This is a genomic window from Candidatus Hydrogenedentota bacterium (genome assembly GCA_035450225.1).
Classification (GTDB): domain Bacteria; phylum Hydrogenedentota; class Hydrogenedentia; order Hydrogenedentales; family SLHB01; genus DSVR01.
Window position 1 is genome coordinate 42,987 of sequence record DAOTMJ010000014.1, and the last position, 16,163, is coordinate 59,149.

A 16,163-nucleotide genomic window follows, 5' to 3' on the forward strand; every position below is an offset into this window, starting at 1 on the left:
TACGATCTTGCTTGAAACCGGGCTGTTGACATGCGAAAAAATCTGCTTTGGGCCGTGGTTGTAATCGCCACCGCGTTGCTTCAGACAACGTGGCTGGACGCGATCCGTCTCCAGGGCGTGCTACCCGATCTGACCCTGCTGCTCGTGCTGTATTTTGCGATGTGCCACGGCGAGGAACGCGCGATGTTCACCGGCCTTCTCGGCGGCCTTTACCAGGATGTGGCGGGCAACACCCTGCTTGGTCACCACATCGTGTGCCACGCCCTGATAGGCTTCTGGGTGGCGAGGCTGGCGCGCCGCTTGATCACCGAACATCCCGCCGTCAAGGCCGGCATCGTATTGGTGGCTTCCATCGCGCATGGAACCCTTTACACCTGCATCCAGTATGTGCAGACGCCAGACATGAGCGCGTTGCAGACGATCTTTTCGACGGTCATGCCCGGCGCCTTCTACACAGCCCTGGTCACGCCGCTGGTGTTTTTTGTTCTATCGCGATCGCTTCGATTTGACGAGGAAGCCTTCCAGGGAGGCGCGCCGCCATGATGCCCGCCCCATCCAAAAAAGGAGGAAGTGAATTCCGCGACAAGCGGATTTATTCCCTCGGCGCGGCCCTGACCCTGCTCTTTGCCATTCTTGCAACCAGGCTCTGGGACCTCCAGATCGTTCACTGGGCCGAATACCGGCAAAAAGCCGAGTTCAATCGGCTGCATCCCCAGCGCCTCAAAGCCCCGCGTGGGCTTATCTACGGCCCCGACGCTTCCGTCGTGCTGGCCGACAACCGCCCCGCATGCGATCTGGTCATCATCCCCGCCGAATGCCGGGAAGAAAATCTCGACGACGTCTGTGGGCGTCTTGAACGCCTGTTACGCATAGATGCCCAATCCCTCAAGGACAAAATCGAAAAAAGCCGCCGCCAGCGTCAGGTCTACCGCCAAATCGTCGTAAAACAGGACATTTCCAAGGACGATCTTATCCGTGTCGAGGAATATGTCTATGCCTTGCCGGGCGTCTATGCCGTGGCCCGGCCCCAGCGGCGTTATCTGCTCGGCAAAACCGCCGGCCAAATCCTCGGATACCTCGGCGAAATCAACCTGGACGAACTCGCGGCGAACGAACAATATCAACTGGGGGATTTGATTGGACGCGGCGGACTCGAACAAATGTACGAGGAGGACATGCACGGGACCGACGGGCAACTCGTGGTCAACGTCTACGCTTCGGACACACGCCCCCAATTGCGCACCGACGCCACCGGCCAGCCCGATATTGACCGGATTATTGACAGTTACGGCCGCAAACTCAAGGAAGAACCCGACTTCCGCGTCGAACCCGTCCCGGGACGCTCGATCTTCACCACACTGGACGTGGAACTGCAGGCCTATTGCGAAGCGTTGCTCGAAGGACAAGTCGGAGCCATTGCCGTTCTCGAGGCGGATACCGGCGCCGTGCTGGCCCTTGCCAGCGTACCTTGCTACGATCCAAGCGTCTTCGTCACCCATGGCCGCAACCGCCAGCGAAACGAAGCGCTCACCGCCAAGCCCAACCCCATGGTCAATCGTTGTTTCCGAGAAACCTATGCCCCGGGTTCGACATTCAAGGTCATGCTGGCAACCGCCGCGCTCGAAGAAGGCGTCATTGACGAGCACTCTACATTCTATTGTCCCGGTTTCTTTCAACTTCCCGGAGTAAACCGCCGGTGGCGCTGCTGGAACCATTCGGGACACGGCGCCGTCAACGTCGTGGACGCGCTCGCGTTTTCCTGCGACGTGTTTTTCTACAATGTCGGATTGAAACTGGGCGTGGACAAAATCGTCGAGTGGTCACACAAACTCGGTCTTGGCGTCAAAACCGGCATCGATCTACCCAGCGAGGTCGAAGGCCTCATCCCTTCCCGCGAATGGAAAGAACGCCAACTCAAAAAACTCTATCCCAACAATCCGTGGGAATGGAAATGGTATCCGGGAAATACCGTCAACTTGGCCATCGGCCAAGGCGAAGCAGCCGCCACACCCCTGCAATGCGCCGTCATGATGGCCGCCATTATCAACGGCGGCCACCGGGTCCGCCCGTACCTAAATAAGGCGGTCGGACCCCATGTGTCCGAACCATTCATTGGCGCCAAGGCGCTGGAAATCGTTCGGGCGGGCATGCGCAAATGCGTCGAAAAAGAGGCCCCCGCCCCCAGCGGCACCGGAAAAGCCGCAAAAGTGCCAGGCATGATTGTCCTTGGAAAAACCGGTTCGGCCCAGATGGTCTCCTTGGAACAGCACAAAGAGTATGCAAAGGAAGAAGATATTCCCTATGCATTACGCGATCATGCCTGGTTTGTCTGCGGCGTGCTGGATCGCGAACCCAAAATGGCCATATGCATCCTTGTTGAACATGGGCACCACGGCAGTTCCGCCGCCGCTCCGCTCGCCAAACAGGTTATCGAACATTTTTACGGACGCGCCCGGGGCGGAAACATGAATATCGCATCCGGCGGAATCGGGTATGACACAAAAAATTAAAGATTTTGACATCCTCGATGTTCGTGTCGGGATTTTCAATTACCGCAATCTCAAGCGAATTGACTGGATGTTCGCCGGTCTGGTCCTTGCGTTGGCCCTTGTCGGGTTAGTCGTGCTGTTCAGCGCAAGCCGCGGCACAACGGCGGGGATGCCTTATTACCTCAAACAAGCCGCGTTTTGCCTTGCCGGTGTTGTCTTGGCCCTGCTGATTATGTGCATGGACTCGCGATTTCTCGTGTCCATCGCCCCCGTTTTCTATTGCGGGGCAATCCTTATTCTGGGCGCCGTCATTCTCTTCGGCGTTTCGGTCAAGGGCGGACAACGCTGGCTGCCCTTGGGACCGCTGCATCTACAGCCATCGGAACAGACCAAGATTATCGTCGTCTACACCCTCGCATGGTATCTTTCTCTGATAAAAGATCGTGTGCGTTCGCTGCCTTTTTTCCTGCTGGCCTTCGTTATCGCCGGCGTGCCCGGCCTATTGATTCTCAAGCAGCCCAGCCTCGGAACCGCCTTGGCGTTGGGTCCCGTTACCGTCGTCATGCTGTGGGTGGCCGGATGTCGTTGGTGGCATTTGCTCATGGTCCTGCTCGCCGGTTTGGCCATGGCGCCCATCGCATACCAAAAACTCGAACCCTACCAGCAAAAACGCCTACTGTCCTTTGTAAACCCCGAAGCCGACCCCAAGGGCGCCGGCTGGCAAATCCGGCAGAGTAAAATCACCATCGGCAGCGGTGGTTTTTCGGGCAAGGGATTTCGGCAAGGAACACAGACCATGCTGAATTATCTGCCCGAACACCACACCGACTTCATCTTTTCGCTGCTCGCCGAAGAGCACGGGTTCGTCGGCGCCATCATCGTCCTGGGACTCTACCTGACCTTTCTGCTTCGCGGACTCAAACTCGCCTTGAAGGCATCCGAACCGGCCAATGCCCTGTTGGCCGCGGGCTGCGTGACCATTCTCGCTTTCCATATCTTCGTCAATATCGCCATCACGCTGGGACTCATGCCCGTTACCGGCATCCCCCTGCCCTTTCTCAGTTACGGCGGCAATTTCTACATGACCACCATGATGTGCGTCGGGACTCTTCTTCACGTGCCCGTCAGAAAACAACTTTTCGACTGAACACGAAAGAACGCGCCGCCATCGCCACCCCGAATACTTCGGTAGGCGCAAAGATTCCCGGCTTATTCCATAAACGAGATGGACTTGGTGGACGATTAAGTTCCGCAAGACATTTTTCCGCCCGGGTTAAGCCCGCCAGGCCCACAAAATCCATACTCGCCCATGGTTGGGGTCAGGGAGTCATGATCAATTGCCGGTGTGGATCAGCATTTTTCCCATTATGCCGCCATTGCGATATACTGGTGAGAAAATCGGATCGGACAGGTGGAGGCGGCATGAAACTGACCACTCGGAGCGAATACGCCCTGTTGGCCCTGATTTGTCTCGCCCGCCACAAGCCGGGTGAGCATGTCAGCGGCGAGACGATCGCGCAGGAACAGGGTATTCCCATCAAGTTCCTGCAACATATCCTGCTGGCTTTGAAACACGCGCGGTATGTGCAGAGCACCAAGGGCCAGCACGGCGGCTATCGCCTTGCCAAGCCGGCCAACGCCATCAGCATTGCCGAGATTGTAAGGCTGTTCGACGGCGCCTTGGCCCCAACCGAATCGGTCAGCAAATATTTTTACGAATCCACGCCCATCGAACGCGAGGACGGACTGATCCGCGTATTTACCGAAATACGCGACCGCGTGGCCGAAATACTCGAAGGCACGACCATCGCCGACGTGTGTTGAATGCAAACGAAATGCAAGTTATGGCCGCCCGGCCATGCCTTCCCGGATGACCGCGTGAATTAGCGGGCCCAGTTCACCCCGTTGTTTGAGTTCGGCCATGCAATTGTGGCGTTCGGAGACGATCGGTGTTACGGCCACGGTCGGGACATCTCGAAATTGCCGAATTTGCCGGGCGTCGGGCAGACTGTTTGTGCTGAAGAAGACCGTGGCAGGGGCAGGCGGTTCTTTGCGGTGGTAACATTCGATCGGATTCATCATGTTTTCAACACCGACCATGCGGCGGTTGCGGTTGTATAAAAACCTCACGCCCAAAACAACAAAGAGCACCTCGATGTGGGCTTTCGGGTGGCGCAACAACTTGGAAACATCGAAAAGAATCCCTCCAATATTTTTCCACGAACCGTATTCATTCATCGGAAAGGCCGGATTGAACGTGATGATCTGATGAATCGGCAGGAGGCCGCTGAACGCGAAAGCCGCCGCACCGCCGCCCGATGCACCGATCGCAATGTTGAACGTGGAACCCAGCCTGTCGATCGCGTCGCCGATGATGCGCGTATAAAACGCGAGACCGTTCGGCGAACCGTCCGGGGCCCGGTCGTAATAGGAACGATAAATGTCGCGCACCCAGATGTAGTTATATGTGCCGCCCGTGCCGGCCAGTGTCTTGCGAAACTCGAACTTCGGCATGGCGGCATAGAGCACGGCCATGCCCGCGAAACAAATCAGCGTCGTGTCCGAACCGTTGTCTTCCACGTCAAGATGCCGAGAAACATCCATGTCGCCGGGGTCGGCGGGATGTTCGTGAAGATCGAACTGGCCTTCCTGTTCGAGGCTCTGCGCAATGCCCGGGAAAAGCGCGCGAACCATCAACCGGACAAACGGCCGCAATAGTCTATTCACGAAAGTATCCTGATAAAAGCGGCCCCGTTCATGATGAACGAGGCCGTGGTGCACCCATCGTTTTACACGTCAATTCTTGCCGACGGTGATACCGGGCCAGTCGTCCGTGCGGAAAGGCGATGCGGGCAGACCCGCGCCGTTATACAGGTTGCAATCGGGATTATGCGCCCATCCGTACCGGACGGCAACCGGTTTGGCAACCTTGGGCGACGAAACCGCCACAGTCTTACCCTCAATGACCGCGTCGGCCCATACAAACCGCCGGTCTTCGCCCGCAATCGCAAACCCCTTCAACGTGCCGCCTTTCGCGGACAATCCACCGTCCGCATGATCGAAACGCAACAAGACTTTGTCGCCCCGCACCTGCATGGATTTGTACATCGGCCCGGAAAACGCAACACGCTTGTGGTATGCCTTGGCCAGCGCATTGAGGGCAAGCCGTTTGCCCACATCCTGCTTATTGCGCGGATGAATGTCCTTGGCCTCGCCGATGTCAATGGCCACGGCCATGCCCGTGTTGGGCAGATCGAGCGCCATCGTCTGTGCTTCACGCAATTCGGCCCAGTCCGAATCGTCCGGATCGGGCTTTCGCTCGGTAAAATTCGCCAACTGCACGAAATAGAAGTGGAACGGCCCTTGGCCCCACGCTTTCCGCCAGTCTTCTATCATCGCCGGAAACAGTTTGCGGTACTGATAGGCACGGCCGGCATTCGACTCGCCCTGATACCAAATTGCCCCCTGAATCGCATACGGCAGCAGCGGGGCAATCATCGCATTGTACAGCCCCGACGCCAGCCAGGGACTATCCGGACCTTGGGGAGGCTTGGGCTTGTCCGGCGGCTCCGGTTGGCCCGCGGCTTTGGCTTTCTCCGCGGCGGCCTGCCATTCCGCCAGCGCTTTGTCGAAAGACGCCTTTGCCGCCGGATAATCGGCCAGGGTCTTGTCCCAGCGCTCGACGATGCACCTGAGATCCGGATCGGCTTCAAGGGTTTGACGGCTGGTCCACGATTCCGCAGGCGTGCCGCCCCACGAGGTGTGAATCAGGCCGACAGGCACGTTCAACGCCTTGTGCAATTCACGTCCAAAATAAAAAGCCACCGCTGAAAATCCAGGGACCGTTTCAGGAGTGCAATGCGTCCATGAGGCCTCGCAATCATCCTGCGGCTGCGTGGCCACCGTTCGCGTGACATAGAAAAGCCGGATTGACGGCAAATTCGCCGCGGCGATTTCCTGTTCGGCGTTATTCGTGTCTTTCACGGCCCATTGCATGTTCGACTGGCCGGAGGCGACCCATACCTCGCCGACGAGAATATCGTCAAATTTCAATGTGTTTTCCTTGCCGGAGATGGTCAATTCAAAAGGTCCGCCGGCCTTCGCCTTAGGCATCTTGACCATCCATTTCCCGTCGGCGCCCGCGACCGCCTTGACGGTTTTCCCGTTGAACGTGACGGACACTTCCTCTCCGGGCGAGGCCTTGCCCCAAATCGGTATCACCTTGCCCTGCTGCAACACCGCATGACTGCCGATGACGCTCGGCACGCTCACGGCGGCCGCCGCCTCGAAAACCGAAACCACCAGACAAACCGCCACTACAAATGCCATTCGCCGGAACACAACGCGTTTCATTTTTCATCCCTCCCATTGAAAACTGCGTAATAATACCCGCCAAAAACCCTAAGCGCAAACCGAACAAGGATGAAAAGGACCAAACACAAAATAGGCTGATGCCTTTTAGGTCCCGCAAGCCTTTTATTGGGCGAAGTGCGAAAATTGCGGGGTTTTGATTGCGAGTACGAGTACGAGCACGAGGAGAAACTGGGTTGTGGGTAACGCCCACGTCAGTACTTTAATCGTCAGGCAGGATAGAGAGTGTCGCGGCCGCGGCCAGCGAGCAGGCGACAATCAGGAAAAGCCCCGCCGTGTACGAGCCGGTCAAGAATGCCGATCCGACCGCGGCGGTGGAACTGTCGCTTCCGCCCCATCCATCACCGTGCGTCCGGACATGTCAAGGCCCACGTTTTTCCATGTATGCCCCCCATTCTTCAGGCCGTTTCGATGCCGGCCTCGCGGAATGCCTTGTGAATGGCCATGTTGAGGTCGTGTTGAACGGGCACTGTGAAGTCCACATCCTCGCAGTAAACGCGCAATTCGAACTTCAGCGTGTTCTTTTCGATGCCGGCCAGCAGCACGACGGGTGCGGGATTGGCCATGACGTGTGGGATTCCGGCCGCAAGTTTGTAGAGGATGGCTTGTGCTTGTTCGGCGTCGGCGTTGCGCGCGATTCCAACCGGGATGGTTACCAGCACAATCGAGTCGGAAAGGGTCCAGTTCATGACTTGGCGCGTAATGAATTCCTTGTTGGGGACAATCAGCTCTTTTCGGGTGAAATCGGTGATGCGTGTCGCGCGAATCTGGATGCGGGAGACGATGCCGTTGACGCCGCCGACGGTTACGGTGTCGCCCACGCGAATGGGGCGTTCGATCAGAAGGATGATGCCGCTGACGAAGTTGGCGAAGATTTCCTGGAGGCCGAAACCCAGTCCCACGCTGAGCGCCGCGACCAGCCATTGGACTTTGGACCATCCGATGCCCAGCGCATTGAACGTCAGGGTGATGCCCACCATGGCAATCAGATAGCGCGCCACGGTCGTGATGGCGTAGCGTTCGCCGCGCATGTAATGCGTTCGCGAAAGCACCGTCAGGTCCAGCAGGCCGGGGATGTTGCGCGTGGCGGCGAGCGTCATGCCCGCGAAGATGCACGCAAGCAGGAGATCGCCCACGGTCAGCGCCGTTCCCGCGGGCGCGGAAGGCGCGGGCGCCGGTTGTGCGTCGGTTTTGGCGGGCGCCTGCGCGGCGGGCGCGGCGGCGAGACCTTCCGCGCGCCAGACTTCGATCTGGGTGAAGATGCGCAAGGCGGGCAATTCGCGCGACCAGATACCCCACATTCCCACGACAAGACCTATCATCGCAACGGTCTTTATGAGGCGGTTCATCTGGAGATCAATGCGTCCCAGTTCGATTTCCGGCGCCTCGTCCCGGCAAATGTCCGTGGTGTCGTTGTCTTTCGGTCCATGTCGCAACGCGCGCGCGCGATCCATGGCCAGGCGCCGGCGCGCCAGCAGGAGCCAGCGCGAAACGCATCCGCGCGCGGCGCCGATGCCGAACGCCAGCGCGGCCGTCTCGAAAAGCCGCACACCGAGCCGGTGCGCCGTGTAGTAATAGCCCAATCCCGTCAGCAATCCCAGCAGGATCGGTATCGCAATGCCGGCGGCATGCGCAATGCCTTCGAATCGGTATTTTGCGCCTGTGCGCAGGGCGTACCATTGCGGAACGGCGCCGTTGGCCGGACGCAGAATCACATGGGCAAACAGCGCAAAGACCGCCAGAACGGCCAGATAGGCCAAGCGGCCCAGGGATTCGTCAATGCGTTCGTCGCCCAATCCGGAAGAAAGCGACAAAATGAAGACCAGCGCCGGAACCAGCGCCAGCATCCAGCCGGTGTGCTTGCGAAGGGTGCGGACGGGCTTTTCCGCCCACCCCAAGTGAGCGGTCGCCAAGCCGCCGGGAAACAGAAATTCACGCACGGCGCACAGAACCAGCGTAACCCATGCCGCATTTTTAGCGGCGGCGCCTACCGCGCGAACGAGGTCGCTTCCGCCCGTGGCCGCGGCAAGACGGTCGCCGATGAGCCATAACAACAGGGGCCACGGCAATACCATGGCCAAGGTATGCCCCATGGCGCGCAGCGTGGGGATAAAAGTGATGCAGGCAGACCGGCACGCCAAGGCGCCTTCCGCGACAAGACGGGATCCCAGCCAGCGTCGAAACCATATCAACAACAGTAGCGCAATGGCTATGGCGCCATCCACCGCCGGCCGTTCAGCCACAGCGGTCCATATCGTTCCGGGAATCGTTTTGACAGTTTGCGGATTAGCGATGGACCGTAACAAATCGGCCAAGGTCCGCGCCTCGCCCCAGCCGAACAAACCATTACTGCGGATCCACAGCACGCGTTCGTCTATGAACTGCTCGAATCGCCCGGTCTCGGCGATGAGTTCGCGCTCTTTCGCATCGGCGTCCACCAGTTTCTCGAAAAGCGCATCATAGTCGTCCATCAACGCGTCAAGGGCGTCACGCTTGGCTTTCAGCAAGCCGCGCAGACTCGCGGAGAGGCGGGTCTGCTGTTGCTGGAGCGCGGGATCTTCTATCGGCGGGACAAGTTCGCGCAGGGTGCTTTCAATGTTGGCCATGCTTGCACGTTGCTCGCCAAGGCCGACACGTTCCGTCTGGATCGCGGCGATTTCGGACTGCCGGATATGCAGATTGCGGCGATGCTCGCGGAGATCCGGCAGATGCGTGCCACTCTGACGAAGCATGATCCCAACGGCATTGCTCGATCCCAGCGATTCGGCTTTCTGGCGTGCGCGGGTGAATTCGTCTTTCACCATTTTCAGTGATGATTCGATTCGGCGCAAATCCTCGGACACTTTGTCAATGCGTGCAATCAGGCCTTTCGGGCCGTTGCGCCGTTCGACAAGCGCCGCATTTTCGGCGGCCAGTTTTTCGGCGTATTGCCGCACGACGGGACTTGCCTTGGCCGCGTCCATGACGTCGGCCCGCGCCTGCGCGGCGGCTTGGCGCGCATCAGCTTGGCGACGGGCGCTTACCGCCTCGCGCCAGAGTCCAACGGCCTTTTCCCTTTGTTCAACCTCCATGACCGCGCCGTCAAGTTGCACTTTGAGCAATTGGCCGCGAATATCGAAACTTTGCAGTTCCTTTTCGAGCGCGTCAATCTCGCAGGCAATCGCAAACCGTTGCGCGCCCGCAAGCGTATACCGGGCCTCAAGCAGCAATTTGTCCGACTCGGACGCGTCCGGCGGGAACGTCACGGACGCCAGGTCGCGCAGACGCTGCCGCGCATTCAGAATCAGTGCGGGTAGTTCTTTGCGGCGTTCGCCCCGTTGTGCCAATTCCTGTTCGATGGCGGCCTGCCTGGCCTGCGCAAGACCGAGATCTTCCTCGGCCAGAAGAAGGCGGTGATTCAGTTCCAGCAACGTTGATTCTTTGGGCACGTCAATGCGGACTGTCTGCGGCTGGCCCAGAGCGTCGAGTTGCATGCGGACCAGTTGCCCCGGGCCGTTTTCCAGAATCTGACCGAACGGCGCGGCCTTGCTTTTCCATTCTTCCGCCGTCTTGAGTAACTTCAGCGCCTCGCCATACACGGCGGCGATCTCGTCCTTTCGGGGCTGCTCAATCGTATCCAGACTCTGGACATTGGCCATGCGCGACTGGATCGCGTCGGCGGCAGGCGGCGGTTCGACCACGGCCCCGCCCGGCGGCTCTTGGGCATGAAGCAGACCGGCAGCCAGCGCCATCCACAGAAGGCCCATGAAAACGTGGCCGGCCTTGTTCTTTCTGCTCATCGCATGGCTTCTCCTTGTCCGCCATTATAGGCAAGCGCGGCCCGCCGCGCCACAACCCGGTTATAAGGCTCATGGTTCAAGACACAAGGCACAAGGCACAAGGGTCAAGGTTTATGGTTGAAAGCGGGTGGTTGCTCGAAGCTATATGGATGAAAGTTGGAAGGGTTGGAAGGGGTCGAACGAACGGAAGAGCCACCCGCCATCATTTTGCAGTACGCCGGCCCATGTGGGATAATCAAATTGATTTGCGCGCCTGTAGCTCAGGTGGATAGAGCATCGGCCTTCTAAGCCGAGGGCCACTGGTTCGAGTCCAGTCAGGCGCGCCATTGTTTCCAGCGGATTGTGGCGGTTTCGCCCGCCCGGGCTCGTGCGCGGTTCAGAGGTGTTGGCTGGCAAGCCGGTTATCCGGGGAACGCGCCTTGCCGTCGAGTTCATCTGATCTCCTCGCACAAGGCTGGACTTACGACGACATCTTGCGGAACTACCCTGGCATCGCTATCAACGACATCCACGCGTGTTTTCAGTACGCCAGCGATGTACTCTATGCGGAGAAACTCTACCCTATTGGAGTATGACCGCTGAGAATCCATGTTTAGCAGGCTACAGATTGCCCTGAATTCCTTCCATGATTGAATCGGGTTCTTTCCATTCTCCGAACGGTTTCCGGTCTCGTCTGGGATGTTTGGGAAATCTGGCGCGACAGGCACTTTCGACGGCCGAGTTGCGGCGCCGCTCGGCGCTCTGCCGCCTTGACTTGATTCGCTCTGAGACAAGAGGGTGAAAAACAGGATTCCGACAGGAAAACTCGCCGTATGATGCGAGGAACGATTGACGCTTATCTGTTCAGCGGATATCCGCGTCAAACCATTTGAGGACAGCCATTATGCCTTTGGCTTGACGGAGCATGGTCGCCTTCAGGCCCTTTTGTCGGAGCTTCTCCTTGGCTTCATGTCTGGATTTTGCAATGACCACGCCCCCCACGAACGATTTTTCCTCGTCGCCTTCCGCCCGAATAGCGTGATATTCATAGGTCGGCATCCGTGACTCTCCCGTGGAACAGCATTCTCGCTGATTTCTCTATGCTTTATTTTAGCATTTTTTATTGCTGTTGCCAAGTTATTCCATTTGACCGGTTTTCTCTTTCTATGCGACGGTTCGGTTGCGCCGGACCGGACGCGTGGCGATCAGCAATGCGGCACAGGCGGCCGCAAGGAAGGCATCCGCCGCGACGGGTCCGAAGGGGCCTGTTGTTCCGGGTCTATTGAGGGCGCCTCCGATGCAGCCGGCGGGTTCGCCTTCGCCCTCACCTTCGCCCTCGCCTTCGCCGACAGGCGCTTTGATGACGGTCAGGGTGAAGCCCTTGTCGCTGGTGTCGTCGAACTGATCCATGACGCGAATGCGGAAGGTGTAGGCGCCGTCGCTCGTGGGAATGCCCTGCAAGACGCCGTCCTCGGTCAATTCCAGTCCGGGGGGGAGACCCTCGGTCTTCTGCGTGACAGACCAGCGATAGGGCGGCGTGCCCTGTACGACGTGGAAGGTAAATGCGTAGGGTTCTCCGACCGTGGCCGTGGGCAGTATGGCGTTGTCGGTGATGATCATGGGAGGTCGGCGAACCCGGATGACGCGCCTGAAATTGTCCGATCCGACAGCCGTGGTTACAGTGAGAATCACGTCGTAATCGCCCGCAACCAAAAAGGTATGCACAGGATTTTGCTCGTTGCTCGGCTGCGATCCGTCGCCGAAATCCCATGCCCATGCCGTGATGGCGGCGCTACCGGGCGTAGACTGGTCGGTGAAGTGAACGGTCATGGGCGCGTAGCCAAAGGTGATGTCCGCGTTGAAACCCGCGACGGGAAGCGTGTTCACGACGATGTAATCCGTTTTGCGTTCCTGATCGGATCCCACGTTCGTCGTGACGGTCAATTGGACGGTGTAGATGCCGGGATTGGCGTAGGTGTGCAAGGGATTTTGCTCGGTGCTTGTGGCGGTCTGATCGCCGAAATCCCACACCCGCTGGATGATGGGCTGGCTTCCGGGCGACGAGAGATCGGTGAACTGGACTTGCAGCGGGGCGAGTCCCACAACGGGATTCGCGCTGAAATCGGCCTGCGGCATGACCATGACCGTGACGAGACTGGCTACGGTTTTCGTGTCGCTCTTGCCCACATTGGTCGTGACTTTCAACGACACGGTGTAAGTTCCCGCCACGGTGTAGACGTGCAGCGGATCCTTTTCATCGCTGGTCTGTTGATCGCCGAAATTCCATTCCCATGCCGTAATGGGCTGGCTCGGCGAGGCGGTGGACTGATCGTGGAATTGCACGCTCAAGGGCGCGACGCCGTTCAGCGGCGGATCCGCGCTGAACGCGGCAACCGGCAGGGTATAGGCGAAAATGTAGTTTTCCCTGGAGGTCGTATCCTGATTGACGACGGTTCCCCGTTGCGCGGTCACGGTCAATGAAACCGAGTACGCGCCATCCTGGGCATAGGAATGGCTTGGATTCTGCTGCGTGCTGGTTTGGCCGTCGCCGAAATCCCAAAGCCATCCCGTGATGGGCCATGTGCCGGGCGTGGACTCGTCCGTGAAAAAGACCATGAGCGGCGAGGCGCCCGTTGTAACATTTGCGGAAAACGCGGCGGAAGGGGAAAGAGGCGGAGTGACCGTGATGTATGCGGTTTTGGTTTCGGTGGATTCGCCGACGGCGTTCGTTACCGTCAACGAAATGGTATAAGTGCCCGGTTCGGAAAACGTGCGGCTGGGGTTTTGGCTGGTGGACGTCTGCCCGCCGCCGAGCGACCATGCCCATTGCGTGATGGGCGAACTGCCGGGCGTGGATTGATCGGTGAACTGGACCTCGAGCGGCGCGGGGCCGGAGATCGTGTTGGCGGTGAAGGCGGCCGTGGGGCGCGCCGCGATGGTGACCTGTTTGGACGTGGAAGCGTTGCCGATGGCCAATGTGACGGTAAACGTGCCGTGTGTGGCATAGGTATGCGATGGGTTTTGCTCATTGCTGCTCCCGCCGTCGCCGAAATCCCATTCATACACAGCGCCCTCGCCGACGCAAGAACCGTCGGTGAACTGGATGATCGCCGGCACGACGCCCGACAGCGTGTCCGCGCTGAACCGGACAACCGGCGGTTCCTGTTCATAGGCGCCCATGTCCGCGGCGGCGCATTGGGGGCGCGGCACGCCGAGGATATCGGTGTTGGGCGCCTCGTCGTCCGAACCGGCATCAATGCAGGGAGAATCGTTTTTGAGTTGGAGAATGCCCGAGGCGGCATTGACAAACATGGGATTAAGGGCGATGACATTCGTGCCCGAGGCATAGCCGCCTTGAATGTCGCAATAGGCGATGACCGGTGAAGAACCCGCCTCATCCGCGATCTGATCGGGCGTGTTGTTCCAGACAATGCTGTTGACGACGCCGGGCGCGGACGCGGTATTGTAAATGCCGCCGCCCTTGCTGGTGGCCGCATTGCCATGAAGGGTGCAATTGCGGATATCCGCGGCGGAACCATCGTTGAAGATTGCGCCGCCTTGCGTGGCGCTGTTGCTGCGGAAAACGCAGTTGATCAGCATGGCCGACGAACCATTCCGGTTGGCGACGGCGCCGCCATACGTGGCTTGGTTGGTGAAAAACACACATGCCTCGATGGCGGGTGAGGCGTTGGTGGAATTGTAGATGCCGCCACCGCGTCCCGTGCCGACGACCCGGTTGCCCGAAACGACGCAGTTGACGATGGAGGGGCTGGCGTTGGAATTGTAGATGCCGCCGCCGTCGCTCTGGGCGGTATTGCCGGCGATCGTGCAGTTGGCGATCGTGGGGCTGACGGACACGTTGTAGATGCCGCCGCCGCGGATATGCGGGTTGGGGCCGTTTGCGCTGCCGCCGGTGACGGTGAAACCGTCCAGCGTGGCATTGTCCGAACCGATGACGACATGATACGCGCGCCCGCCTTGCGTGTTGCCGTCAATAAGGGTGGCGCGCGCGGCCCAGTCACGCTGATTGCGCGCCGTTTCGACGCCGGCAAACCCGCCGTAGACGGCGACGCCGGATTTCAGCAGCAGCGAATTCGACTCGTTCGACGCGCGCGATTCGTTGTAGGCGCCCGCCGCGACCCAGACTTCTCCGCCGCCCGCGCCAAAGGCCGCATCAATCCCTTCCTGAATCGTCCGGTACGCCGTGGCCCACGAGACCCCGTCGGGCGATTGCGCGGTGCTGTTCACATTTACATGCCATACGGCCCCCGCCGCGCCGGAGGCATACACAAGCGCCGCGGCCATTGCAAAGCGAATATGGTTCGTCATGATGCAAACCCTTTCCCGCCCACGGCGGCGATTACGATATCCCGGTCCGGCACGCCGGTCGAAAATCCAAATCAAAACGAAAACAGTATAACACGGCTTAGCCGCATTCGTTCATTTGACAACAAAACACGCGGCTGATAGAATGGCTTTCGACATGGGCGATTAGCTCAGGTGGTTAGAGTACTTGCTTGACATGCAAGGGGTCACTGGTTCAAGTCCAGTATCGCCCACCATTTTCTTCCTACTCGAAATTCTCTATCCGTAAAACCACTTTTACTGCGATTGCCCTGCAAGCCGGGTTATTTCACTTCTTGTCTATGGTACAATCGGACTGTGATGAAGACACCGCCGTTTGATTTTGCAAAGCCCGACTATCCGCTCGCTCCCGAAACCTTTTACAAGGTTGGCGGCCCGGCGGAGTGGGCGCTGTTTCCCCGCAATGCGGGGGAAGCCGCGCAGGCTTTCGCGTGGGCCGTGCGAAACGCGGAGCGGATGTTCGTCATGGGACGCGGCTCGAACCTGCTCGTGTCCGACAACGGCTTTGCGGGCGTCGTGTTGTTTACGCGGGGACTGGCGGACGTCACGCCACTGGGAGAAGACCGCTACCGGATTGCATCGGGCGTGGATCTGCAATGGCTGGTGCGCGAAATCATCGTTCCGAACAATTACGACGCGACGGGCGGCCTAACGGGGATTCCGGGTTCGGTCGGCGGGGCAATCGTCATGAACGCGGGCACGGTGAACGGCGCCACGTGCCAGTGGCTCGAATCGGTGGCCATCATGCGCGAAACCGATGACGCGCCGCAGACCTTTTTCGTCACCGAAGACGATTACGCCTATCGCAGCCAGACGTTCTGCGGCCGGCGGGATTTCGTGATCGGCGGCGTATTCCAATTTCAACCGTCGGACAGGGATCAGCGCGAGGTTTTCGCGCATTACATGGCACGGCGCCGCGATACGCAGCCGCAGGGGCTGTGCTGTGGGAGCGTGTTCAAGAATCCGCCCGGCGATCATGCGGGACGCCTGATCGAAGCATGCCGGCTCAAGGGCACGCGTGTCGGTGGCGCGGTGGTCAGCCCGCGGCATGCGAATTTCATCATGAACGAGGATCGCGCCACCTTCGACGACATCCTCGCGCTGATTGAACTCTGCAAGCAGCGCGTACATGAACAATTCGGCATCCGCCTTGAGGAAGAAGTGCGCATCATTGTGTAAG

At 59.1% G+C, this 16,163-nt stretch carries 10 protein-coding genes, 2 tRNA genes and 1 pseudogene; 8 read left to right on the plus strand and 5 right to left on the minus strand.

The genetic code is table 11. From position 1 onward, the window contains the following. The first annotated feature begins 30 nt into the window (after positions 1 to 30). From mreD to P5540_09900, 4 genes are all read left to right on the plus strand, one after another. A complete protein-coding gene (mreD, locus tag P5540_09885; protein ID HRT65127.1) occupies positions 31 to 543 on the plus strand; it encodes a rod shape-determining protein MreD in 513 nt (170 codons plus the stop codon). Continuing rightward, positions 540 to 2,510, plus strand: a complete 1,971-nt coding sequence (gene mrdA, locus P5540_09890; protein HRT65128.1) for a penicillin-binding protein 2 — start codon at positions 540 to 542, stop codon at positions 2,508 to 2,510. Before mreD ends, mrdA begins: the two co-directional genes overlap by 4 nt. After that, complete coding sequence (gene rodA, locus P5540_09895) at positions 2,494 to 3,636, plus strand: rod shape-determining protein RodA (protein HRT65129.1); 1,143 nt, start codon at positions 2,494 to 2,496, stop codon at positions 3,634 to 3,636. The genes mrdA and rodA overlap by 17 nt, the downstream gene beginning before the upstream one ends. 275 nt (positions 3,637 to 3,911) lie before the next feature. Further along, positions 3,912 to 4,313 carry an Rrf2 family transcriptional regulator gene (locus P5540_09900; protein HRT65130.1) on the plus strand — a complete coding sequence of 134 codons (402 nt, stop codon included), beginning with the start codon at positions 3,912 to 3,914 and terminating at the stop codon, positions 4,311 to 4,313. Between the two features lie 18 nt (positions 4,314 to 4,331). On the opposite strand, the gene P5540_09905 is transcribed toward P5540_09900, so the two are convergent. The 3 genes from P5540_09905 to P5540_09915 all read right to left on the minus strand — a co-directional run bounded on the left by P5540_09905 (position 4,332) and on the right by P5540_09915 (position 10,639). Next, positions 4,332 to 5,216, minus strand: a complete 885-nt coding sequence (locus P5540_09905; GenBank protein ID HRT65131.1) for a hypothetical protein — start codon at positions 5,214 to 5,216, stop codon at positions 4,332 to 4,334. Positions 5,217 to 5,285: 69 nt separating this feature from the next. Further along, entirely contained in the window at positions 5,286 to 6,842 is a 1,557-nt protein-coding gene (locus tag P5540_09910) for a sialate O-acetylesterase (GenBank protein ID HRT65132.1), read from the minus strand. Positions 6,843 to 7,258: 416 nt separating this feature from the next. Next, positions 7,259 to 10,639 carry a mechanosensitive ion channel gene (locus P5540_09915; protein ID HRT65133.1) on the minus strand — a complete coding sequence of 1,127 codons (3,381 nt, stop codon included), beginning with the start codon at positions 10,637 to 10,639 and terminating at the stop codon, positions 7,259 to 7,261. A 249-nt stretch (positions 10,640 to 10,888) separates the two neighbouring features. Here P5540_09915 and P5540_09920 point away from each other — a divergent pair. Together P5540_09920 and P5540_09925 are read left to right on the plus strand one after the other, a co-directional pair. After that, positions 10,889 to 10,965 (plus strand) — tRNA-Arg (locus P5540_09920). Between the two features lie 41 nt (positions 10,966 to 11,006). Next, a pseudogene (locus P5540_09925) lies at positions 11,007 to 11,214 on the plus strand (DUF433 domain-containing protein). Between the two features lie 268 nt (positions 11,215 to 11,482). On the opposite strand, the gene P5540_09930 reads toward P5540_09925, so the two are convergent. Together P5540_09930 and P5540_09935 are read right to left on the minus strand one after the other, a co-directional pair. Next, positions 11,483 to 11,677, minus strand: coding sequence for a hypothetical protein (locus P5540_09930; protein HRT65134.1), 195 nt, complete (start codon positions 11,675 to 11,677; stop codon positions 11,483 to 11,485). 105 nt (positions 11,678 to 11,782) lie between these two features. Further along, on the minus strand, positions 11,783 to 14,947 hold the full coding sequence (locus tag P5540_09935) for a PKD domain-containing protein (protein ID HRT65135.1): 3,165 nt from the start codon (positions 14,945 to 14,947) through the stop codon (positions 11,783 to 11,785). 156 nt (positions 14,948 to 15,103) lie between these two features. Between P5540_09935 and P5540_09940 the strand changes: the two genes are divergently transcribed. Together P5540_09940 and murB are read left to right on the plus strand one after the other, a co-directional pair. Next, a tRNA-Val gene (locus P5540_09940) sits at positions 15,104 to 15,180 on the plus strand. A 103-nt stretch (positions 15,181 to 15,283) separates the two neighbouring features. Next, the gene (gene murB, locus P5540_09945) at positions 15,284 to 16,162 is read left to right on the plus strand and encodes a UDP-N-acetylmuramate dehydrogenase (protein ID HRT65136.1); all 879 of its coding nucleotides are present in this window, start codon (positions 15,284 to 15,286) and stop codon (positions 16,160 to 16,162) included. Position 16,163 lies beyond the last annotated feature (1 nt).

Excerpts from the sequence above, each read along its gene's own strand:
- P5540_09930 (HRT65134.1), bottom strand. The coding sequence starts at position 11,677 with ATGCCGACCTATGAATATCACGCTATTCGGGCGGAAGGCGACGAGGAA.
- P5540_09900 (HRT65130.1), top strand. The coding sequence starts at position 3,912 with ATGAAACTGACCACTCGGAGCGAATACGCCCTGTTGGCCCTGATTTGT.
- P5540_09915 (HRT65133.1), bottom strand. The coding sequence starts at position 10,639 with ATGAGCAGAAAGAACAAGGCCGGCCACGTTTTCATGGGCCTTCTGTGG.
- mreD (HRT65127.1), top strand. The coding sequence starts at position 31 with ATGCGAAAAAATCTGCTTTGGGCCGTGGTTGTAATCGCCACCGCGTTG.
- mrdA (HRT65128.1), top strand. The coding sequence starts at position 540 with ATGATGCCCGCCCCATCCAAAAAAGGAGGAAGTGAATTCCGCGACAAG.
- murB (HRT65136.1), top strand. The coding sequence starts at position 15,284 with ATGAAGACACCGCCGTTTGATTTTGCAAAGCCCGACTATCCGCTCGCT.
- rodA (HRT65129.1), top strand. The coding sequence starts at position 2,494 with ATGACACAAAAAATTAAAGATTTTGACATCCTCGATGTTCGTGTCGGG.
- P5540_09935 (HRT65135.1), bottom strand. The coding sequence starts at position 14,947 with ATGACGAACCATATTCGCTTTGCAATGGCCGCGGCGCTTGTGTATGCC.
- P5540_09910 (HRT65132.1), bottom strand. The coding sequence starts at position 6,842 with ATGAAACGCGTTGTGTTCCGGCGAATGGCATTTGTAGTGGCGGTTTGT.